At 56.3% G+C, this 22,345-nt stretch carries 20 protein-coding genes; 16 read left to right on the top strand and 4 right to left on the bottom strand.

Annotated features, from left to right (window positions below):
- Positions 1-319: 319 nt before the first annotated feature.
- The 4 genes from glnH (at position 320) to ybiO (ending at position 4,866) form a co-directional block, all read left to right on the top strand.
- Positions 320-1,063, top strand: coding sequence for a glutamine ABC transporter substrate-binding protein GlnH (gene glnH, locus L463_RS11640; RefSeq protein ID WP_003858455.1), 744 nt, complete (start codon positions 320-322; stop codon positions 1,061-1,063).
- 93 nt (positions 1,064-1,156) lie between these two features.
- Entirely contained in the window at positions 1,157-1,816 is a 660-nt protein-coding gene (glnP, locus tag L463_RS11645) for a glutamine ABC transporter permease GlnP (RefSeq protein ID WP_003858462.1), read from the top strand.
- A complete protein-coding gene (gene glnQ, locus L463_RS11650; RefSeq protein ID WP_023296158.1) occupies positions 1,813-2,535 on the top strand; it encodes a glutamine ABC transporter ATP-binding protein GlnQ in 723 nt (240 codons plus the stop codon). Before glnP ends, glnQ begins: the two co-directional genes overlap by 4 nt.
- Positions 2,536-2,655: 120 nt before the next feature.
- Complete coding sequence (ybiO, locus tag L463_RS11655; protein ID WP_023296157.1) at positions 2,656-4,866, top strand: mechanosensitive channel protein; 2,211 nt, start codon at positions 2,656-2,658, stop codon at positions 4,864-4,866.
- 45 nt (positions 4,867-4,911) lie between these two features.
- Here ybiO and rlmF read toward each other — a convergent pair whose 3' ends face one another.
- Positions 4,912-5,823, bottom strand: a complete 912-nt coding sequence (gene rlmF / locus L463_RS11660; RefSeq protein ID WP_023296156.1) for a 23S rRNA (adenine(1618)-N(6))-methyltransferase RlmF — start codon at positions 5,821-5,823, stop codon at positions 4,912-4,914.
- Positions 5,824-6,065: 242 nt separating this feature from the next.
- Between rlmF and mcbA the strand changes: the two genes are divergently transcribed.
- From mcbA to ybiJ, 3 genes are all read left to right on the top strand, one after another.
- Complete coding sequence (gene mcbA / locus L463_RS11665; protein WP_003858470.1) at positions 6,066-6,329, top strand: DUF1471 family periplasmic protein McbA; 264 nt, start codon at positions 6,066-6,068, stop codon at positions 6,327-6,329.
- 123 nt (positions 6,330-6,452) lie between these two features.
- On the top strand, positions 6,453-6,719 hold the full coding sequence (locus L463_RS11670) for a DksA/TraR family C4-type zinc finger protein (protein WP_017693765.1): 267 nt from the start codon (positions 6,453-6,455) through the stop codon (positions 6,717-6,719).
- 285 nt (positions 6,720-7,004) lie between these two features.
- Complete coding sequence (ybiJ, locus tag L463_RS11675) at positions 7,005-7,265, top strand: DUF1471 family protein YbiJ (RefSeq protein ID WP_003858474.1); 261 nt, start codon at positions 7,005-7,007, stop codon at positions 7,263-7,265.
- A gap of 117 nt (positions 7,266-7,382) precedes the next feature.
- On the opposite strand, the gene ybiB is transcribed toward ybiJ, so the two are convergent.
- On the bottom strand, positions 7,383-8,345 hold the full coding sequence (ybiB, locus tag L463_RS11680) for a DNA-binding protein YbiB (protein WP_023296155.1): 963 nt from the start codon (positions 8,343-8,345) through the stop codon (positions 7,383-7,385).
- Positions 8,346-8,601: 256 nt separating this feature from the next.
- On the opposite strand from ybiB, the gene L463_RS11685 reads away from it, so the two are divergent.
- The 5 genes from L463_RS11685 (at position 8,602) to L463_RS11705 (ending at position 13,972) form a co-directional block, all read left to right on the top strand.
- The gene (locus L463_RS11685; RefSeq protein WP_015571068.1) at positions 8,602-9,138 is read left to right on the top strand and encodes a fimbrial protein; all 537 of its coding nucleotides are present in this window, start codon (positions 8,602-8,604) and stop codon (positions 9,136-9,138) included.
- A 69-nt stretch (positions 9,139-9,207) separates the two neighbouring features.
- Entirely contained in the window at positions 9,208-9,882 is a 675-nt protein-coding gene (locus tag L463_RS11690) for a fimbrial biogenesis chaperone (protein ID WP_015571069.1), read from the top strand.
- Positions 9,883-9,908: 26 nt separating this feature from the next.
- Positions 9,909-12,452, top strand: coding sequence for a fimbria/pilus outer membrane usher protein (locus tag L463_RS11695; protein ID WP_139152977.1), 2,544 nt, complete (start codon positions 9,909-9,911; stop codon positions 12,450-12,452).
- A 21-nt stretch (positions 12,453-12,473) separates the two neighbouring features.
- Positions 12,474-13,463 (top strand): fimbrial protein, encoded by a 990-nt coding sequence (locus tag L463_RS11700; protein WP_017384925.1) that lies wholly within the window; start codon positions 12,474-12,476, stop codon positions 13,461-13,463.
- 5 nt (positions 13,464-13,468) lie between these two features.
- Positions 13,469-13,972 carry a fimbrial protein gene (locus L463_RS11705; protein ID WP_015571072.1) on the top strand — a complete coding sequence of 168 codons (504 nt, stop codon included), beginning with the start codon at positions 13,469-13,471 and terminating at the stop codon, positions 13,970-13,972.
- On the opposite strand, the gene dinG is transcribed toward L463_RS11705, so the two are convergent.
- Together dinG and rhlE are read right to left on the bottom strand one after the other, a co-directional pair.
- Positions 13,959-16,136, bottom strand: a complete 2,178-nt coding sequence (dinG, locus tag L463_RS11710) for an ATP-dependent DNA helicase DinG (RefSeq protein WP_032102652.1) — start codon at positions 16,134-16,136, stop codon at positions 13,959-13,961. The genes L463_RS11705 and dinG overlap by 14 nt on opposite strands.
- A 97-nt stretch (positions 16,137-16,233) precedes the next feature.
- Positions 16,234-17,616, bottom strand: coding sequence for an ATP-dependent RNA helicase RhlE (rhlE, locus tag L463_RS11715; RefSeq protein ID WP_032102650.1), 1,383 nt, complete (start codon positions 17,614-17,616; stop codon positions 16,234-16,236).
- A gap of 204 nt (positions 17,617-17,820) precedes the next feature.
- On the opposite strand from rhlE, the gene cecR reads away from it, so the two are divergent.
- Genes cecR through L463_RS11735 form a run of 4 tightly spaced genes read left to right on the top strand, consistent with a single transcriptional unit; the run spans position 17,821 to position 22,345 of the window.
- Positions 17,821-18,498 (top strand): transcriptional regulator CecR, encoded by a 678-nt coding sequence (cecR, locus tag L463_RS11720; RefSeq protein ID WP_017384928.1) that lies wholly within the window; start codon positions 17,821-17,823, stop codon positions 18,496-18,498.
- The gene (hlyD, locus tag L463_RS11725; RefSeq protein WP_023296152.1) at positions 18,495-19,490 is read left to right on the top strand and encodes a secretion protein HlyD; all 996 of its coding nucleotides are present in this window, start codon (positions 18,495-18,497) and stop codon (positions 19,488-19,490) included. Before cecR ends, hlyD begins: the two co-directional genes overlap by 4 nt.
- The gene (locus L463_RS11730; protein ID WP_032102648.1) at positions 19,483-21,222 is read left to right on the top strand and encodes an ATP-binding cassette domain-containing protein; all 1,740 of its coding nucleotides are present in this window, start codon (positions 19,483-19,485) and stop codon (positions 21,220-21,222) included. The genes hlyD and L463_RS11730 overlap by 8 nt, the downstream gene beginning before the upstream one ends.
- Positions 21,212-22,345 (top strand): ABC transporter permease, encoded by a 1,134-nt coding sequence (locus tag L463_RS11735; protein WP_032102647.1) that lies wholly within the window; start codon positions 21,212-21,214, stop codon positions 22,343-22,345. The genes L463_RS11730 and L463_RS11735 overlap by 11 nt, the downstream gene beginning before the upstream one ends.

Genomic DNA, 22,345 nt, shown 5'->3' with positions numbered 1-22,345 from the left:
TTTGCACATTTATGGTGCGCACTTTTGCCCGCAACGGCCGCAAAAGTGAATAAAATGTAATAATCACCTCACACAACCGTTAACGGAAGATTGTTTTTTCGTCAGATTCTGCGCTAAATATCCCCCTGTCAGAAGACCTTAACGAAGCGCACCAAAACGGTGCTCCATTCTGGTGCAACCTGGCAGAATTGCCACGCTTTTTGTGCAATGCGTGACATCATCCCCTTTGCAAAACAACAGCTTGTAAAATTGGCACGATTTTTTCATTGTGCCTGAGGTTCTCGCAGGGGATCGCCCCGTGGATATAAAAGGAAATGCTATGAAGTCTGTATTAAAAGTTTCACTGGCTGCACTTACCCTGGCGTTTGCGGTGTCCTCGCAGGCCGCCGACAAACTGGTTGTGGCGACTGACACGGCGTTCGTACCGTTTGAATTCAAACAGGGTGATAAATACGTTGGTTTTGACGTGGATCTGTGGGCCGCTGTCGCAAAAGAACTCAAACTGGATTACACCTTGAAGCCAATGGATTTCAGCGGCATTATCCCGGCACTGCAAACCAAAAACGTTGACCTGGCGCTGGCAGGCATCACCATTACCGAAGAACGTAAAAAAGCCATCGATTTCTCTGACGGCTACTACAAAAGCGGCCTGCTGGTGATGGTGAAAGCGGATAACAACGACGTGAAAAGCGTGAAAGATCTCGACGGTAAAGTGGTCGCCGTGAAGAGCGGCACCGGCTCCGTTGATTACGCGAAAGCCAACATCAAAACCAAAGACCTGCGTCAGTTCCCGAACATCGACAACGCTTACATGGAACTGGGCACCAACCGCGCTGACGCGGTGCTGCACGACACGCCTAACATCCTTTACTTCATCAAAACCGCCGGTAATGGCAAGTTCAAAGCGGTAGGTGATTCCCTGGAAGCTCAGCAGTACGGTATTGCGTTCCCGAAAGGCAGCGACGACCTGCGTAACAAAGTTAACGGCGCGCTGAAAACCCTGAAAGAGAACGGCACCTATAACGAAATCTACAAAAAATGGTTCGGTACCGAGCCTAAATAATTTCACCTGACTTCAGGTTTGTAACGCCCGGTGGCGCTTCCGCTTACCGGGCCTACGTTTTTTGTTTTTCACCACGGTATACAGGAATACATCATGCAGTTTGACTGGAGCGCCATCTGGCCTGCCATTCCTCTCTTGCTTGAAGGCGCTAAAATGACCCTGTGGATTTCGGTCCTCGGTCTGGTTGGCGGGTTGATTATCGGTCTGGTGGCCGGTTTCGCCCGCACCTACGGCGGCTGGATTGCAAACCACATCGCACTGGTTTTCATCGAAGTGATCCGCGGCACCCCCATTGTGGTGCAGGTCATGTTCATCTACTTCGCCCTGCCGATGGCCTTCACCGACCTGCGCATCGACCCGTTCAGCGCCGCCGTTGTCACCATCATGATCAACTCCGGCGCCTACATTGCGGAAATTACCCGCGGTGCGGTGCTGTCGATTCATAAAGGCTTCAGCGAAGCCGGCCTGGCGTTAGGTCTTTCCCGTCGCGAAACCATTCGTCACGTGATCCTGCCGCTGGCGCTGCGCCGCATGCTGCCGCCGCTGGGTAACCAGTGGATCATCAGCATTAAAGACACCTCGCTGTTTATTGTTATCGGCGTGGCCGAACTGACCCGTCAGGGCCAGGAGATCATCGCGGGTAACTTCCGCGCTCTGGAAATCTGGAGTGCGGTCGCCGTTGTCTATCTGATTATCACGCTTGTCCTGAGCTTTGTTCTGCGTCGTCTTGAAAGAAGGATGAAAATCCTGTGATTGAATTTAAAAACGTTTCCAAGCACTTTGGCCCAACCCAGGTGCTGCACAATATCGATTTGAACATCAGGCAGGGCGAAGTGGTGGTGATCATCGGGCCGTCCGGTTCCGGTAAATCCACCCTGCTGCGCTGCATTAACAAGCTTGAGGAGATCACCAGCGGCGATTTGATCGTCGATGGTCTGAAGGTTAACGATCCGAAAGTGGACGAGCGCCTGATCCGCCAGGAAGCGGGCATGGTGTTCCAGCAGTTCTACCTGTTCCCGCACCTCACGGCGCTGGAAAACGTGATGTTCGGTCCTCTGCGCGTGCGCGGGGCCAGCAAAGCGGCAGCGGAAGCGCTGGCAAGAGATCTGCTGGCGAAGGTTGGTCTGGCGGAGCGTGCCCACCACTATCCTTCCGAGCTGTCCGGCGGCCAGCAGCAGCGCGTGGCCATTGCCCGTGCGCTGGCGGTGAAGCCAAAGATGATGCTGTTCGATGAGCCAACGTCGGCACTCGACCCGGAGCTGCGTCACGAAGTGCTGAAAGTTATGCAGGATCTGGCGGAAGAAGGCATGACGATGGTGATCGTTACCCACGAAATCGGCTTTGCCGAAAAGGTGGCGTCCCGTCTGATCTTCATTGATAAGGGCCGTATCGCGGAAGACGGGAATCCGCAGGCGCTGATTGCGAACCCACCAAGCCAGCGCCTCCAGGAGTTCCTGCAACACGTCTCCTGATAGACACACCCAGAGCCGGGCATGCCCGGCTTTTTTACGCCGGATTGTTCCCAAAAAATCCCCTCCGCCCCCCGCGCTCTATACTTATCATTTTGCACGATATTTTTGTCGGAGGACGCCGTGCCGTGGATCCTGTTGCTACTGTTTAGCCTGTTAAGCGCGCCATCACTTGCTGTAACCCTTCCCGGCGTCACCACCGGAGCCACCGCCACCCAGCAAAATGCGCCGCCAGAGCCAGACGCAGAAAAGAAAAAAGCCGCCTACGGCGCGCTGGCCGACGTGCTTGAGAACGACACGTCCCGACAGGAGCTGATCGATCAGCTGAGGAAGGTGGCTGCCACGCCGCCTCAGGATCCGGTTCCTGCTATTGCGCCGCCGGAAGCCGAAGAAGAAAAAACGGTGCTGGAAAACGTCACCGACATCAGTCGCCGCTACGGGGAAGCCCTGTCGTCGCGTTTTGCCCAGCTCTATCGCAACCTGGTTGGCACCTCACATAAGCCTTTTAATCCTCACACCTTTTCCGCAGCCGCCACCCAGTTTGCTATTCTGGCTGGCGCCGTCTTCATTTTTTACTGGCTGTTGCGCCTGTCTGTCTGGCCGCTTTACCGGAAAATGGGCCAGTGGGGACGCAAAAAGAATCAGCATAAAAGCAGCTGGCTGCATCTTCCGGCAATGATTACCGGGGCGTTTGTCATCGATTTGCTGCTGCTGGCCCTGACGCTGTTTGTCGGCCAGATGCTGGCCGACCGACTTAATACCGGAAACAAAACCATCGCGTTTCAGCAGGGACTGTTCCTCAATGCATTTGCCCTGATTGAGTTCTTTAAAGCCCTCCTGCGGCTGATCTTCTGCCCGCGCGTGCCGGACCTTCGCCCCTTCGCCATTTCGGATCAGAGCGCCAAATACTGGGCGGTGCGGCTCAGCGTGCTGAGCGGGTTGATTGGTTATGGCCTGCTGGTTGCCGTGCCGATTATTTCCAACCAGGTTAACGTGCAGTTCGGGGCGCTGGCGAACGTGCTGATCATGCTGTGCATTACCGTCTGGGCGCTGTACCTCATCTTCCACAATAAAAAAGCGATCACCGACAGCCTGCTGCACCTGGCCGATCGCTCCCTCTCCTTTTTCAGCCTCTTTATTCGCGCCTTTGCGCTGGTGTGGCACTGGCTGGCCAGCGCCTATTTTATTGTGCTCTGTTTCTTCTCCCTGTTCGATCCGGGCAATAGCCTGAAATTTATGATGGGGGCGACGTTCAAAAGCCTGGCGATTATCGGCATTGCGGCCTTTGTCTCTGGCCTGCTCTCCCGCTGGCTGTCGAAAACGATCACCCTGTCGCCGCAGGTTCAGCGTAACTACCCGGAACTGCAAAAGCGGGTAAATGGCTGGATGACGGTATCCCTGAAGGTGGCGCGTATTCTGACGGTCTGCGTGGCAATTATGCTACTGCTGAACGCGTGGGGGCTGTTTGATTTCTGGAACTGGCTGCATAACGGCGCGGGGGAAAAGACCGTTGATATTCTTATTCGTATCGCGCTGATCCTGTTCTTCTCCGCCGTCGGCTGGACGCTGCTGGCAAGCCTTATCGAAAACCGTCTGGTGTCGGATGTCCACGGCAGGCCGCTGCCGAGCGCCCGCGCCCGCACGCTGCTGACCCTGTGCCGCAACGCGCTGGCGGTGATCATCAGCACCATCACCATCATGATTGTACTGTCGGAAATCGGCGTGAATATCGCCCCGCTGCTGGCGGGTGCCGGTGCGCTTGGGCTGGCGATCTCCTTTGGTTCGCAGACGCTGGTGAAGGATATTATCACCGGCATTTTTATCCAGTTTGAGAACGGGATGAACACCGGGGATCTGGTGACCATAGGACCGCTCACCGGCACGGTGGAACGCATGTCCATTCGCTCCGTCGGCGTACGTCAGGATACCGGCGCGTACCACATTATTCCGTGGTCATCGATCACCACCTTTGCCAACTTTGTGCGCGGCATTGGTTCGGTGGTGGCGAATTATGATGTCGATCGTCATGAGGATGCAGATAAGGCGAAGCAGGCGCTGCGGGATGCGGTGAGCGAACTGATGGAGATGGAGGATATTCGCGGGCTGGTGATTGGTGAACCGTCGTTCGCGGGTATCGTCGGGCTGACGAACACTGCCTTTACCCTGCGCGTGTCGTTCACCACCCAGCCCCTTAAGCAGTGGACGGTGCGCTTCGCCCTCGACAGCATGGTGAAAAAACACTTCGATCTGGCGAACGTGAGAGCGCCGGTGCAGACGTATCAGGTATTGTCGCCGCCCGCTTCGCCGCTGCCTCCGCAGGAGCCGACGCTGTAACCGAGCCGGGTGGCGGCTTCGCCTTACCCGGCCTGCGATGGGGGGCTATTTGCGGCGTTTGTTATCGTCCATAAAGGTCCAGGCGATAAAGCGGCTCTGCTTCTGGCCCTGCGCCATCTCTTTTTTGACCACTCTCACCGCGCCGACGTCGGTCAGGGCGCGGTAAAGCGGCGGCAGGTTATCGCCACGGGAAACCAGCGTGGTAAACCATTTCACCTGACGACCGAAGCCCTTACTCTCGGCAATCATGCGCAAAATAAATGCCACTTCCCCGCCCTCGCACCACAACTCCTGCTGCTGGCCGCCAAAGTTCAGCGCGCCATCTTCAGCCTGGCCCAGGTTACGCCGCTTGCGTTCACTGCCCGCACGTGCGGAGGCGGCGGAGTCGTGGAATGGCGGGTTGCACAGGGTGGCATCATATTGTTCGTTCTTGTGAATAATGCCGTTGAAAATAGCAGCGGGATCCTTTTGACGACGCAAACGAACGGCCCGGCTTAACCCTGGGTTAGCGTTGATAATGGCCTGTGCGCTGGCAAAGGCCTCGGCGCCGATCTCGCTGCCGGTAAACCGCCACTGGTACTCATGTGCGCCTATCAGGGGGTAGATCAGGTTCGCGCCCGTACCGATATCAAGCACGGTGGCCTGTTTCGGCACCACGCCGCCATTATCATCTGCCAGCAGATCGGCAAGATGATGGACATAATCCGCACGGCCTGGCACCGGTGGGCAGAGAAAGCCATCCGGGATGTCCCAGTGCGTAACGCCATAAAAATGGGCCAGCAGCGCTTTGTTCAGCGTCTTAACCGCCAGCGGATCGGCAAAGTTTACCGACGGTTCACCGGCTGGTGTCTGAACAATAAAATCCTGCAATTCCGGGCAGCTCAGGCACAGGGCTTTCATGTCGTAGCGGCTACGGTGGCGGTTACGCGGGTGCAATCCCGGCTTTTGGGAAGTCATGGCATTCTCCTTTAGACAGCCGCGTAAGATACCCTGTGACGGCGCGGGGGTAAATATCTGTCTGCGCTGCACAAAAAACCGACGAAAATCAGCAACCTGTATGTCTATGATCTGTCAGCAAATTGTCAGAATTTATCGTTCAAAAAATAAGCAGATCATCATCAAATTTTTGCGCTAAATCACGCGCGTCAGGCTTCTAAACTTAAGAGGAATCACCTGTTGTTTCCCCTGAGGATGTGATTATGAAAAAGTATCTGACCTTTATTATTGCGGGTGCGCTGGCAGGCGCATCGTTCTCAGCCTGGTCCGTTCAACCTCTGACCGACAGCAACGACACCAGCCAGCTACGTGCGGCCGGGACGGTCTCTGTCAGCCGGGCAAGCAACCTTGATGACCTTCAGGACAAGCTGGCCGAAAAAGCGCGTCAGGAAGGGGCTAAAGGCTTCGTGGTGAACGCCGCCGGTGGCGATAACCATATGTACGGCACCGCGACCATCTATAAATAACGCCCTCTTTTCCCACACTGCATCTGCCAGGCAGATGCAGTTCTCATTTCCTTCCTTCGCCTTGACTGTGCGTTTTTTAACCCCATATTAAGATAAATGGCTTAAACAGATCAGGAGAACATGATGGCTTCCGGCTGGGCGAATGACGACGCCGTTAACGAACAGATCAACAGTACCATTGAAGATGCGGTTGCGCGTGCTCGCGGTGAAATTCCGCGCGGCGAAAGTTTGACGGAATGCGAAGAGTGCGGGGATCCGATTCCTGAAGCACGGCGTAAAGCCATTCCTGGCGTACGGCTATGCATTGCCTGTCAGCAGGAGAAAGATTCAAAAAATGCGGCACATTCAGGATATAATCGTAGAGGATCGAAAGACAGCCAGTTACGTTGACTTTCCTTTACCGAAGTTAACCGCGCCAGCCGTTTACTTTACGCTCACGACTTTTAGCGAAACGCGTAGCAAAACGTGCCCTTCCGATGGCTTCTGTAAAGCGCATCCCCAAGAAATGTCAATTGCGCTTCTGAATTTATTAATAATCAATAAGTTATTTGTCATTCAATTTTTTTGAGTAACCACGTCAATTCTCTTCGATTTTATCTTCCACTAAAAACCGTGATACTTATCACATCGACGGAACATCGTCCCCTTAACAGAATAACCTGCGAGAATTGACCTATGAAAACAATCAAATATGCTGTTGCCGCTGTTGCCCTGTCCGCTCTGTCTTTCGGCGCTTTCGCCGTAGAGCCAGTCTCCTCTACTCAGGCACAGGATCTGAACAAAATCGGGGTGGTGAGTGCTGAAGGCGCGACCACGCTGGACGGTCTGGAAGCCAAACTGGCGGAAAAAGCTGCCGCTGCCGGCGCAAGTGGATACACCATCACCTCCACTAACGGTAATAACAAACTGAGCGGTACCGCGGTTATCTACAAGTAATCGAACGAATTATGCTCCACCCTCACCCTACCCTCTGGTGAGATGCTCCAACCCTCATTGACCCTGTTGTTGTTACCCTTGTTTGCCCGTCCGCCACTGGACGGGCTTTTTTTTTGCTTAAAACGACTGCGCCACGCGCTGCAACCCGGCGTCCACGGACGCCACTTCCCCTGCCGCCAGCAGACAGCAGGCCATTTGCAGCTTGATAGACTGCGGAACCGGCACCTTTCCGGCCAGACACTGTACGATCCAGTGCGCGGTGACTTGCGGATCTTTCGACTCAGGCAGGATCACATCGCTGTTCTCTTCCCCACGTTCGAGCACGACCCACGTCCCGGCAGGCTCAATCAGCATCAGCTGTGGACAACGCTGCGGGTTGGCGTAAACCTCCCCTTCAGTCCCGTGCATCAGCAGCGCTCGCCCGCCGATTTCGGCAAAGAATTGACCGACCCGCGTCACGTACTCCGGATGGGAGACGCTGGAAAGACGCAGCGCGGCGTCTTCGGCAAACGGCGTCGCCAGCTTCGCCAGGGTGTGGGCGCTGTTACGCACCCCCATGCGCCAGCGCATGTCCAGCTGCTTTTCCAGCGGCGGGCAGAGCGCGCGCACGGGAATATAGACCGGCTGGTTCCCCTCCAGCTTTGCCTGCGCCTGGCCAGCATGGAGAGTGGGTTCGATGCCTAATAATTCCAGAATGGTTTCTGTCAGCACGCGCGTCGGATCTTCGCTCACGCCATGCACCACCACCGGGAAACCGAGTTTCTGCAACAGAATAGCCAGCAGCGGCGTGAGGTTTGCCTGCTTACGCGCGCCATTGTAGGTCGGGATCACAATCGGCATCGGCTTCGTGACGGGCGGGGTTAAACGCATCGTCTGCGACTGCATGGCCTCATAAAAACCGCGCATCTCCGCCTCACCTTCCCCTTTGATGCGCAGCGCAATCAGAATGCCGCCCATTTCCAGATCCGGCACGTCGCCATTCAGCATATGCGTGTACAACGTACGGGCCGTTTCCTGGTCCAGATCGCGAGCATGGTTTTTCCCACGCCCTACCTCTTTGATTATTTTGCGGTAATCCACGACATTTCTCCTGACAGCATCATCTTGTTAACAATATAGCCCGATGAACACGCACCCGATAGTGTTTTGTGATCATTATCAACCTGCTGTTTTCAGGTAAAAAAAATAAACTCAAGCACTATTTGCATTATTTGTGATTGGAACTAAAGATTCGTACCTGCCCTTTTTTTGATTAAATAAACATCGGAAAGTTATTAAGGGTCAACGGTAAAAACGTCCAGGCAACGTTTTTGCCAGAAACACATTGGGATTTACTATGAACAAGGTTGCATTAGGGTTGTTTATCGCCACAACGGTGGGGTGTTCTGCATCCGCATTTGCGGAAACCAACGGTGAAGGGCAGATTAATTTCACCGGAGAAATTATCGATTCTGCTTGCCAGGTCGTGAATGGATTAAGTAATCCATTAGATGTTCAGTTAGGAAAAGTATCTAAAACGGTATTTACCGGCGCAGGCTCTACCAGCACACTCACGAAGTTTGATATTAAGTTAACCAATTGTCCGGAAACCGTAACCTCGGCTGCGATTAACTTCGGTGGTACCCCGGATGCGGATAATAATGCCACGCTGGCATTAACGCCCGATACCGATGCGGCTACTGGTGTAGCTATTCAGCTAATGGACGCTTCCGGGCAGCCTGTCACTCTGTATACCCCTTCGAAGCAATATCCTTTAGCCTCCGGAACGGAGGTTAACGACCTGGAGTTCGGTGCGCGTTATATTCAAACTCAGGCGGCAGTTACTGCGGGCCCTGCTAACTCTGTATCGACCTTCACCGTTATTTATAACTGATCTTATCAATCCTGAGATATTAATGCTCTTGCGGGCATTAATATCTCATCTTTTTATTGAGAAATCTTTATGCGCCACGGTTATTTACTGAGCACTCTTTTACTGGTAGCAGCCTCGGCACAGGCGGGTGTCGTGATCAATGGCACCCGTCTGGTCTATCAGGGAGATAAAAACGAATCATCTCTTGGTCTTTCAAACCCAGATACCACAGATTATCTGGTGCAGTCCTGGGTCGATTCCGGTGGTAAAAACCTGGCCAAAGCACCGTTCCTGATCACCCCGCCGCTTTTCCGACTGGATGCGAAAGAAGATAACGTACTACGCGTGGTGCGTACGGGAGGAAATTTACCGGAAGACAGGGAATCTCTGTACTGGCTGAATATTAAAGCGATCCCGTCCTCAAAGCATGTTGAAGGCGTAAATACGCTGCAAATTGCCATTAACACCCGAATTAAATTGCTGTATCGCCCGTCAGCGGTAAAAGGCAAACCAGAAGATATGGCCGATAAACTTGAATGGCATCGCGAAGGGAATGATTTAGTGGTAAATAATCCCACGCCTTTCTATATGAATTTTCAGGCCGTCACCCTGAATGGTCAGAAAATCACGAAAGCCACCTGGGCTGTGCCGAAAACTGAAACGCATTTTGCTTTACCTGGCAATGTCGGAGGCTCGACCGTCGTGTATTCCATTATTACGGATTACGGCAGCATCAGCCAGACATGGTCTAAACCCGTTCATTAGTAATATTGCCCGGTAATAAAATCATCATGTACAGCCATAAAAAGCCGTTCACCTGCCGATTTTCGTCATTGCTGATGACTTTTTGTTGCCTGGCAATGGCGATCTTTGCGCAGCAGGTTTTGGCTGATGATTATTTTAACCCTGCCCTGCTGGACATTGATAACCCGCAGCAGGAAAAGACCGATCTGTCTGTCTATGAAAAAGGTCCCGGTCAGGCGCCAGGTAAATATCAGGTCGCGGTATTTATCAATAACAATAAAATTGATACCCGTGACGTGACCTTTAACGTAGTTAAAGATCCGCAGGGCACCAGCACGCTTCAGCCCTGTTTTACACTGGACGAATTAAAGAGCCTCGGGATCAAAACGCAAAAATATCCGCAGCTGAGGGCAGAAGGTCAATGCGCCGATCTACACGCCATCCCTTCGGCATCCGCGACCTTTCGCGTGCGCAATCAGCAGCTGCTGCTGAGCATTCCGCAAAAGGCGCTCGGACAGGTGCCACGCGGTTACATCGACCCGAAAGAGTTTGACGAAGGGATCAACGCGGGCCTGCTTAATTACAGCGTCAACGCCAGCCAGAGCCATGCGCGCCAGCAGGGTGAAGAGGATAGCAGCAGCCAGTACGTTAACCTGCGTCCCGGCTTCAACCTCGGGGCATGGCGCGTTCGTAACTACTCCACCTGGAATCGCAGCACCACGGGCCACGAGGAGGAACAGAAATTCACCTCCGTTTATACCTATGCGCAACGCGATATGGTGGCAATGAAAAGTGACGTGACGGTGGGCCAAAGCACCTCACCTTCCGACGTTTTTGACAGCGTCCCCTACACCGGCGTGGAGCTGAAATCCGACAACGACATGCTGCCGGACAGCGAAAAAGGCTATGCCCCTATTATTCGCGGCACCGCCCACAGTAACGCGCTGGTGATGGTCCGCCAGAACGGGTACGTGATTTATCAGAACACGGTCGCGCCGGGCGCATTCGAAATTAACGACCTCTACCCCACCGGCAGCAGCGGCGACCTCCAGGTCACGGTGAAAGAAACTGACGGCAGCGAAAGTCATTTCGTGGTGCCGTTTGCCTCCGTGCCGGTATTGCAGCGTGAAAAAAACCTGCGCTACAGCGTAACCGCCGGGCGTTATCGCTCTTATGACAAAGACGTTGAAAAGACCCCGTTTGCCCAGGGAAGCGCCATCTACGGTTTACCTCACTGCTTCACGGCCTACGGCGGCGTGCAGCAGAGCAGCCACTATCAGTCCCAGGCGCTCGGCGCCGGGAAAAACATGGGCGATCTCGGGGCGTTCTCCATTGACGTGACCCGCGCCAGAGCCCTGCTGAAAAAACAGCAGTCCAGCAAGGGCCAGTCGTGGCGCGTACGCTACAGCAAAGATTTCGCCGGTTCAGGCACCAACTTTTCGCTTGCGGGCTATCGCTATAACAGCAAGGGGTTTTACACCCTGGACGACACTATGGAGTCGTATACCCGCGCCGACGACTGGTCTGCTCCCCAGCAGCGCCGCGCCCGTACAGAAGCCACCATTGACCAGACGCTGCCAGAAGGTTGGGGGTCGGTGACGCTGAGCATGGTGAAGGAAACTTACTGGAGCCAGAGCCAGAACATGACCTCCCTGAGCGTCAGCTACAACAACAGCTGGCACGGCGTGAGCTACAGCCTCAGCTACAGCATGAACAAAAACACCCACGACAGCGATGAAGACGGTAATGAGGTAACAAACGACAACCAGTTCTCGCTGAGCGTTTCGGTTCCGCTGGATCGCTGGATGCATAATACCTGGGCCACGTACAACCTGAACAACACCAAAGATGGCACCACGCAGAACATCGGTCTTAACGGTACGGCCCTGAAAGAAGACAACCTGAACTGGAATATCCAGGAAGGGCTCAGCAGCACCGGCAGCGGTAACTCCACCAGCATCAACACCGATTACAAAGCGACCTACGGCGAAGTGAGCGCAGGCGTCAGTCAGGATAAGTATCAGCAGACCCTGAACGTCGGTTTGCAGGGCGGCGTGGTGGCCCACGCTAACGGGATAACCCTGAGCCAGCCGCTCGGTGAAACCATCGCGCTGGTGAAAGCGCCAGGTACGCACGGCACCCATATCACCAACCAGACAGGCGTGGAGACTGACTTCCGCGGCTATACCGTCGTGCCGTTCGTGACCGCGTATCGCCATAACACCATCGCACTGGATACCGAAACGCTGCCGGAGGATGCCGACGTCACCCACGCGGCGCAAATTGTGACGCCGACCCGAGGGGCCGTGGTGCGCGCCAGCTTTACTACCCGCGTGGGTAATCGCGTCCTGATGACGCTTACACAAAATGGTAAACCGCTGCCCTTCGGCGCAACGGTCACCACCGGGGATAAGGACAGCGAATTTATTGTCGGAAATGACGGCCAGACTTACCTCTCGGGTCTGCCACAGCAAGGGCATCTCAACGTTTCCTGGGGAAAGGAGGCGAGCGAGCACTGCGTCGCTGACTATGCGCTAACGGATGAGAAAGAGAAAACCAGCATCATTAACGCTGCCGCGCAGTGTCATTGATTACCGTTCAGGCTAACGATTATGCAAATGATTAAACAGTGCTTTTTCTTACTGGTTCTGGGAACCGCCGCGTTATTTATGCCGCATGCGAAGGCGACCTGCACCACGCCGGATCTGCCCAAAATGATTAACGTGGCCTCCATCTCTGTCCCCACGACGCTGGCCGTTGGCGCAACTATCCCGGGTACAGAGCAAAGCGTTCATGTTGCCGGGCACTGCGATCAGAGTATCGACAGCGGTCTGGAAATTGTTTCCTGCTACTACGGCACCGGCGCGGAAATTCCTGGGCTCAGGGGCGTTTATGATTCCGGCGTACCGGGGATTGGGGTCGCACTAATGAACGATCAGGGTCAGCGAATCAGCGGAGCCGGCGGAGTACAGTGCGATTCACGCGGAACGCCTGTTGCCTATGTTTCTACCGATGGCACACAGTCGTTTAACTTTGACGTCACGCTTGAACTAGTGAAAACAAGCGACGCCGTGACATCCGGCACGCTGGTGCAGTCTCAGACCGAATTCGGCATTGGCGTTTTTGGCCATGAAGGGATCGGCAGCCCTAATCATATTGCGTATGCAGGTAACGTCATTTTGCATCAGGTCACCTGCTCTGTTTCGCCAAAAAATCTCACCGTTAATTTGGGCGATTTTCCCGTCAGTGATTTTATGAGCGTGGGGTTTTTATCTAGCCCCGCTCAGACGTTTAATATCACCGTTAACTGTGACACAACCGTTCAGCCTGAGCTAAAAATCACCAGTGCTAACGGGTACGAAACGGCATTTGAGGGAGTGATCAAACTGACGAAGCAGACGGGCATGGCAAGGGGCGTCGGGGTAAGAATGCTGTTTGATGACCATATCGCGACCTTTGACTCCTACGTCAACACCCAAAGCCAGGCCGTTGCCAATGAAACGCTGGATATCCCCTTTCAGGTTCGCTACGAGCAGACCAGCGATGTGGTGACGCCCGGCCCCGCCAACACCGTAGCAACCATCACTCTCGCCTATAAGTGACAAACATGAAAAAGACAATCGCGTTTCTGGCGGTGGGCTTACTGGCCCAGGCTCACGCAGACGACATTCAGATCCAGATGACGGGAAATATTTACGCCAATACCTGCGTCATTGACAGCGCCAGCCGCAACCTGACGGTGGACTTAGGCCAGGCGGTGTCGGGCAGTTTTAGAGACGTGGGGGATACCGGCGAGTGGAAAGACTTTTCCCTGTCAGTATCGCACTGCCCAGCCACGCTGGCGCTTGCCACGGCCTTTTTCTATGGCCAGGCAGACAGCGTGCATCCGACCAAATTTGCCAATATCGGTAGCGCAAAGGGACTGGCGCTGGAGCTGGCAGACCGACAGGACAAAATACTGATTGCCCCGCAGGCCGCCTTTAACGCCGCCATCAATCCGAGCGACCACACGGCAACCTTTCCTCTGTCCGCACGCTACTACGCCACCTCAATGCCCGTCACTGCCGGGACGTTCAGCAGCGTGATTCAGGTGACATTCACTTACCAGTAGGACCGCGCCTCTTTGCACGGATGCTTTTTGTACGCCCGGCAGAGGGTTTTGCCGGGCGTTTTTTTACCTCCGGCACTTCTGGCTGCTCAATCGGGAAGATCGGCAGCGCATTCAGCAGCCGCTGGCCATAGTTTTTGGTAAGCAGGCGTTTGTCATAAATCACCACCTCGCCCCAGCAGCCGTGGCTACGGATCAAGCGCCCGACCTGCTGGATCAGGTTAAACGACGCCGCAGGCAGGCTTTGCACTTCAAACGGATAACGGTTAAGGCTTTTCAGCCATTCGCCTTCGGTGATCACCACCGGGCTGTCGATGGGCGGGAAGGCAATTTTATGGATATGCACCTGCGTCAGGTAGTCGCCTTTTAAATCCAGCCCTTCCGCAAAGGACTGTAGCCCCACCAGCACGCTACGCTCGCCGTTATCAATGCGTTTACGGTGCGTTTCCACCAGCCGATAGCGCGGCTGATCGCCCTGCACCAGCAGGAGTAAGCGCAGATCGGTGACGTGCTCCAGGAAGCGTTGCATCGCGCGGCCGCTGGCAAACAGCACCAGCATACCGGGGTATTTTTTACTCTCAACCTGCTCGCGGAAGTAGGCCGCCATTTCCGCAATATGCTGCTCTTCGTTATCGATAAGCGGCTCATAGTTCATGCGCGGGATCACCAGCTTGCCCTGCTCACAGTGGTTGAACGGCGAGTCCAGGGCCACAAAACGGTCCCCCGCTTTCTCTTTCAGGCCGCTCATTTCCTGTAACCTTGAGAAGCTGTTCAGTGAACGCAGGGTTGCCGACGTCACTACCACGTGCGGCACGCTGCGCCAGATCAGCTTTTCCAGCTGATCGGCCACGCGGATGCCCACGCAGTGGAAGAACAGATGTACCTGTCCGTCTCGCACTTCGCGGGTGGCCCACTTTGTCACTGGCGCCCCGGACGCCTGCGCCATCGAGGCCAGCCGCCAGAGTTTGCTCTGCGCCTCAAACATGCCCAGCGCGCGGTTCATTTGCAGCAGAATGCGGTGCAAGCGCACCACGTCATGGGTACCGGTTTTCTCGTTGAGATCGTTGAGGAACATCTCCGCCAGCCCGCGCAGCTTTTCAAGGTGCTTCGCCAGCTGCTGGCAAATCTCCATCACTTCCTGTGGCAACTCACCCATCGCAAAGCGGTGTTCCGCTTCCTGGGTGGCGGGGAGATACAGGTTGAGAATGTTATTCAGCGAGGCGATGAGGCCGTACACCTCTTCACAGTGCTCGCTCAGCCGCTCCGGGACCGCCAGCGGCGGCGTGGTTTTCGGGCGGAACTGCTCCATGCAGGTTGCCACCAGCTTGCAGAACAGATCGAGTTGCAGGCGAAACCACGGGGCGGTAATTTCCGCACTCATCTCCAGCGCATCCCGCGCCACGTCGGGCAGATGATGACCTTCATCCAGCACCAGCAGCAGGTTTTTGGGCTCCGGCAGGACCGCTTCACTCTCCAGGGCAGCCATCACCAGCGCATGGTTGGCGACAACCACCTCCGCTTCCTGAATCTCACGCCGGGCGACAAAGAACGGGCACTCGCGATAGTAATGACAGTTGCGGTTCAGGCAGCTCGCTTTATCGGTGCTGAGCCTGCGCCACAGGTCGTCGCCGATCGCCTGGCTGGTGTGATCCCGCAGGCCGTCCCACCTGTAGCCGTCGAGATCGGCCTTTAGCTTTGCGCACTGCTCCTGCTCCGCCTTGTTGTTTGGCGTCAGCTCGTCATCAAGAAACGCGAGCAGATCCTGCTGGGAGGGTTCACTGCTGGCCAGCGCCGCCAGATTGCGCGGGCAGACGTAGCGCCCGCGACCAAAGGCGGCGGTGAACCGTAAATCGGGGATAATTTTGCGCAGCAGCGGCAAATCTTTGCTGAAGATCTGATCCTGCAAGGCCACGTTAGCGGTACTGACCACCAGCGTTTTGTCTTCTTCCCGCGCGATGGCAATGCCGGGAATGAGATACGACAGGGTTTTCCCGACGCCGGTCGGGGCTTCAATCGCCAGATGTCGCCCGTCGTCCCCGGCGAGCGTTTTCGCCACGTCGGCAATCATCTGCCGCTGCGGGGCTCGGGGGATAAAATCGGGGATCTGCTGTTGTAGCGCCTTATACCATGCGCCAATTTGCGCCTTGAGCGCAGCGGTTAAAGCCATCGGAAAACCTGAAATACTGTATAAACAGCCACTATTGTGGCACTTTCTCTTCGCTGCCGCAAAAAGAAAAGCCCGGCTTTACGACCGGGCTTCCAGATTACTGCGGGTTAGCAGGTTTACGCGGGCGGCGTCGGCGCTGCCCCTCGCCTGCCGGTTTCCCTTCGCCGCTACGCCACGGGTTTTCACCGGCTGGTTTGCTGTCGTTATTACGACGCGGCGGTTTGCCCGAAGATTTCGGCGCGCCACCTTCGGCACGACGCGGCTGCTGACCGCGACCGCCGCCGCCCTGACCGCGACCGCCGCCCTGACGACCGTTCTGAATTGGCTCGGCTTTGATCGACGGATCCACTTCATAACCCGGGGTCTCAATGCGCGGGATCTCTTTCTTCAGCAGGCGTTCGATGTCGCGCAGCAGCTTGTGTTCATCCACGCAGACCAGAGAGAGCGCTTCCCCGGTTGCCGCCGCACGGCCGGTACGGCCGATACGGTGCACGTAGTCTTCCGGCACGTTTGGCAGCTCGTAGTTCACCACGTGCGGCAGCTCTTCAATGTCCAGGCCACGGGCGGCGATGTCGGTTGCCACCAGCACACGTATGTCGCCGGATTTAAAATCAGCCAGCGCGCGGGTACGCGCACCTTGACTCTTGTTGCCGTGGATCGCCGCGCTGCGAATACCGTCTTTATTGAGCTGTTCCGCCAGGTGGTTAGCGCCGTGCTTGGTGCGGGTAAAGACCAGTACCTGCTGCCAGTTGCCCTGGCCGATTATCTGGGAGAGCAGTTCCCGCTTGCGCTTCTTATCCACAAAGTGCACGTGCTGCGTCACCTGCTCGGAGGCGGTATTGCGGCGCGCGACTTCCACTTCCAGCGGGTTATGCAGCAGCTTTTCCGCCAGTGCCTTGATCTCGTCGGAGAAAGTCGCGGAGAAGAGCAGGTTCTGACGACGCGTCGGCAGCTTCGCCAGCACGCGGCGAATGTCGTGGATGAAGCCCATATCCAGCATACGGTCGGCTTCGTCCAGCACCAGAATTTCGATGTTATCGAGCTTCACCGCGTTCTGGTGTTCCAGATCCAGCAGACGCCCCGGCGTTGCCACCAGCACGTCCACGCCGCCGCGCAGCTTCATCATCTGTGGGTTAATGCTTACCCCGCCGAAAACCACCAGCGAACGAATGTTGAGGTAGCGGCTGTATTCACGCACGTTCTCGCCAATCTGGGCCGCCAGTTCGCGGGTTGGGGTGAGGATCAGCGCACGCACCGGACGACGGCCTTTGGCGTGCGGCTGGTTTTTTACCAACAGCTCCAGCAGCGGCAGGGTAAAGCCCGCGGTCTTACCGGTACCGGTCTGCGCGCTTGCCATCAGGTCACGGCCCTGCAAAACGGCCGGAATGGCCTGCTGCTGGATAGGGGTTGGCTCAACGTAGCCCTGCTCTGCGATGGCGCGCAGAATTTCCGGGTTCAGACCAAGGGAATCAAAAGACATAAAAACTCCGAACCGCCCCGACCATCACAGGTGTAGTTTTCAGGGAGATATAACGAATAGAAGGACAAAAACCACAATGTCGCGAAGGAGCGGAGTGTAGCAGCTTTTGTGACGTGGCGCATAAAATATCCCCGGCGATGACTCGACGTTTGCGCAAATCAGGCATAATCTTAATCAATCGATTGATTAATTTTTAATGCTGCTATGAATACAACCCCAACGACAACCAAAGGCGAACAGGCGAAAAGTCAGCTTATCGCCGCCGCGCTGGCGCAGTTTGGCGAGTATGGTCTGCATGCCACCACGCGGGATATCGCCGCTCAGGCCGGGCAGAATATTGCGGCCATCACCTACTATTTTGGCTCAAAAGAGGATTTATACCTCGCCTGCGCCCAGTGGATCGCGGATTTTATCGGCACCAGCTTTCGCCCGCACGTGGAAGAAGCCACCGCGCTGTTCAGCCAGCCAGAGCCTGACCGGGCTGCCATCCGCCAGCTGATCCTTAACGCCTGTCACAACATGATCCGCCTGCTGACGCACGACGATACGCTGAACCTGAGCAAATTTATCTCCCGCGAGCAGCTCTCCCCCACTACCGCGTACCAGCTGGTGCACGATCAGGTGATCGCCCCGATGCACAGCCATCTGACCCGGCTGATCGCCGCCTATACCGGACGGGACGCCAGCGATACCGACACCATTTTGCATACCCACGCCCTGCTGGGCGAAGTGCTCGCCTTCCGTCTGGGGCGTGAGACCATCCTGTTACGTACGGGCTGGACACAATTCGATGAGGATAAAGCCGCGCAAATTAGCCAGGTCATTACCTGTCACGTTGATCTGATCCTGCAAGGCTTAACGCAAAGGAGCCAGAAGTCATGAAAAAACCTGTCGCCATCATTCTGGTGGTTGTTGTGTTACTTGCTGCGGGAATCGGTGGCTGGCTGTGGTATCAGAGCCAGCAGGATCGTGGCCTGACGCTGTACGGCAACGTGGATATCCGCACCGTGAACATGAGCTTCCGCGTCGGCGGACGGCTGGCCTCGCTGAACGTTGACGAAGGCGATGCCATCAAAGCCGGGCAGACGCTGGGAATGCTGGACAAAGCCCCGTTTGAGAACGCGCTGATGCAGGCAAAAGCAGGCGTCTCCGTCGCACAGGCGCAATACGACCTGATGCTGGCGGGCTACCGTGACGAAGAGATCTCCCAGGCGGCCGCTGCCGTTAAGCAGGCAAAAGCCGCCTATGACTATGCGCAGAATTTCTATAACCGTCAGCAAGGCTTATGGAAAAGCCGTACTATTTCCGCCAACGACCTGGAAAACGCGCGCTCATCCCGCGACCAGGCACAGGCGACGCTGAAATCTGCCCAGGATAAGTTAAGCCAGTACCGCACCGGTAACCGTGCGCAGGACATTGCCCAGGCGAAGGCCAGCCTTGAGCAGGCGCAGGCGCAGTTAGCCCAGGCGGAGCTGGATCTGCACGACACCACGTTAGTCGCCCCGTCTGACGGCACGCTGATGACCCGCGCCGTGGAGCCAGGCAGCATGCTCAGCGCGGGCAGCACCGTGTTAACGCTCTCCTTAACCCGTCCGGTGTGGGTGCGCGCTTACATTGATGAGCCAAATCTTGGTCAGATGCAGCCGGGCCGCGAACTACTGCTCTATACCGACGGTCGCCCGGACAAGCCGTATCACGGCAAAGTGGGCTTCGTCTCCCCTACCGCCGAGTTCACGCCAAAAACCGTTGAAACCCCGGACCTACGTACCGACCTGGTGTACCGCCTGCGCATCATCGTCACCGATGCGGACGACGCGCTGCGTCAGGGCATGCCTGTTACCGTGACCTTAAACGACGGGGAACGACATGAATGATGCGGTTATCCAGCTCAACAATCTGGTCAAACGCTTCCCGGGAATGGCCAAACCGGCGGTCGCACCGCTGAATTGTACGATTCAGAAAGGCTATGTGACCGGGCTGGTGGGGCCGGACGGCGCGGGTAAAACCACGCTGATGCGGATGCTGGCGGGATTGCTGAAGCCGGATGAAGGCAGTGCCAGCGTGCTTGGCCTCGATCCGATCAAAGACGACGCGGCGCTCCACGGCATGCTCGGCTATATGCCGCAGAAGTTTGGTCTGTACGAAGATCTGACGGTAATGGAAAACCTCAACCTGTATGCCGATCTGCGCAGCGTTACCGGCGAAACCCGGCAGAAAACCTTCCAGCGTCTGCTTGCGTTTACCTCCCTCGGCCCGTTCACCGACCGGCTGGCGGGCAAACTTTCCGGCGGGATGAAGCAGAAGCTGGGGCTGGCCTGCACGCTGGTGGGCGAACCGAAGGTGCTCTTGCTGGATGAACCCGGCGTGGGCGTGGACCCGATTTCCCGCCGCGAGCTGTGGCAGATGGTGCACGAGCTGGCGGGTGACGGCATGCTGATCCTCTGGAGTACCTCTTACCTTGATGAAGCAGAGCAGTGCCGCGACGTGCTGCTGATGAATGAAGGCGAACTGCTCTATCAGGGCGAACCCACCGAGCTGACGCAAACCATGGCCGGGCGCAGTTTTCTGCTGCACAGCGCGCAGGAGTCCAACCGCAAGCTGCTGCAACGGGTACTGAAGCTGCCGCAGGTGAGCGACGGGATGATTCAGGGCCGTTCGGTGCGCGTGATCCTCAAAAAAGAGACTACCGCCGACGATATCCGCCGTGCGCAGGGTATGCCTGAGATCGACATGACAGAGACCGCGCCGCGCTTTGAAGATGCGTTTATCGATCTGCTGGGCGGGGCGGGAACCTCAGAATCACCGCTTGGCGCCATCCTGCACACGGTGGAAGGCACGCCGGGCGAAACGGTCATTGAAGCAAAATCGCTCACCAAAAAATTCGGCGATTTCGCCGCCACCGATAACGTCAATTTTGCGGTGAAGCGCGGCGAGATATTTGGCCTGCTCGGGCCGAACGGCGCGGGGAAATCCACCACCTTTAAAATGATGTGCGGCCTGCTGGTACCAACCTCCGGCAAAGCGCTGGTGCTGAACATGGATCTCAAAGTCAGCTCCGGCAAGGCGCGCCAGCACCTGGGCTATATGGCGCAGAAGTTTTCGCTCTACGGCAACCTGACGGTGGAGCAAAATCTGCGATTTTTCTCCGGCGTCTACGGCCTGCGGGGACGGGCACAGAATGAGAAGATCGGCCGCATGTGCGACGCCTTCGGCCTGACCGATATCGCCTCACACGCTACCGACGCTCTGCCGCTTGGCTTCAAACAGCGGCTGGCGCTGGCCTGCTCACTGATGCACGAGCCGGATATCCTGTTTCTTGATGAACCGACTTCAGGCGTGGACCCCCTCACCCGCCGAGAATTCTGGTTGCATATCAATAGCATGGTGGAAAAAGGCGTGACCGTGATGGTCACCACCCACTTTATGGACGAGGCAGAGTATTGCGACCGCATCGGGCTGGTCTATCGCGGCAAGCTGATTGCCCACGGCACCCCGGATGACCTGAAAGCGCAGGCCGCCGACGACGCGCAGCCAGACCCGACCATGGAGCAGGCGTTTATCACCCTCATCCACGACTGGGATAAGGAGAATACTCATGCGCAGTAACGCCCTTTCCTGGCGCCGGGTGCGCGCCCTGTGCGTCAAAGAGACGCGGCAGATTGTGCGTGACCCCAGCAGCTGGCTGATTGCGGTGGTGATCCCCCTGCTGCTGCTGTTTATTTTCGGCTACGGGATTAACCTCGACTCCAGCAAGCTGCGGGTCGGGATTTTGCTGGAGCAGCAGAGCGAAGAGGCGCTGGACTTCACCCACGCCATGACCGGCTCGCCCTACATCGATGCCACCATCAGCGACAACCGGCAGGAACTGATCCAGAAAATGCAGGCCGGAAAAATTCGCGGTCTGATCGTCATTCCGGTCGATTTTGCCGCCAATATGGCACGCCCGGGCGCCGATGCGCCAATTCAGGTGATCACCGACGGCAGCGAGCCGAACACCGCCAACTTCGTGCAGGGCTATGCGGAGGGTATCTGGCAGCTCTGGCAGATGCAGCGCGCCGAAGACCGGGGGGAGGAGTTTGAACCGCTGATTGACGTGCAGACGCGCTACTGGTTTAACCCCGCCGCCATCAGCCAGCATTTTATTATTCCGGGGGCGGTCACCATCATCATGACGGTGATTGGCGCGATCCTCACCTCGCTGGTGATCGCCCGCGAATGGGAGCGCGGCACCATGGAGGCGCTGCTCTCGACCGAAGTGACGCGCGTCGAGCTGCTGCTCTGCAAGCTGATCCCCTACTACTTCCTCGGCATGCTGGCGATGCTGCTCTGTATGCTTGTCTCGGTCTTTATCCTCGGCGTGCCGTATCGCGGCTCGCTTGTCGTGCTGTTCTTTATCACCAGCCTGTTTTTACTCAGCACGCTGGGCATGGGGCTACTCATCTCCACCATCACCCGCAACCAGTTTAACGCCGCGCAGGTGGCACTTAATGCCGCCTTCCTGCCGTCGATTATGCTCTCCGGCTTTATCTTCCAGATAGACAGTATGCCGGCGGTGATCCGCGCCGTGACGTACATCATTCCGGCGCGCTACTTTGTGAGCACCCTGCAAAGCCTGTTCCTGGCGGGAAATATTCCGGTGGTGCTGATTATCAACACCCTGTTTTTGCTGGCGTCGGCGGTGATGTTTATCGGGCTGACGTGGATGAAAACGAAAAGAAGATTAGATTAG

It is taken from the genome of Enterobacter sp. BIDMC 27, assembly GCF_000534415.1.
In the GTDB taxonomy this organism is placed as follows: domain Bacteria; phylum Pseudomonadota; class Gammaproteobacteria; order Enterobacterales; family Enterobacteriaceae; genus Enterobacter; species Enterobacter hormaechei_C.
The sequence above is the reverse complement of the archived record's forward strand: the minus strand, read 5'-3'. Positions and strand labels throughout refer to the sequence as shown.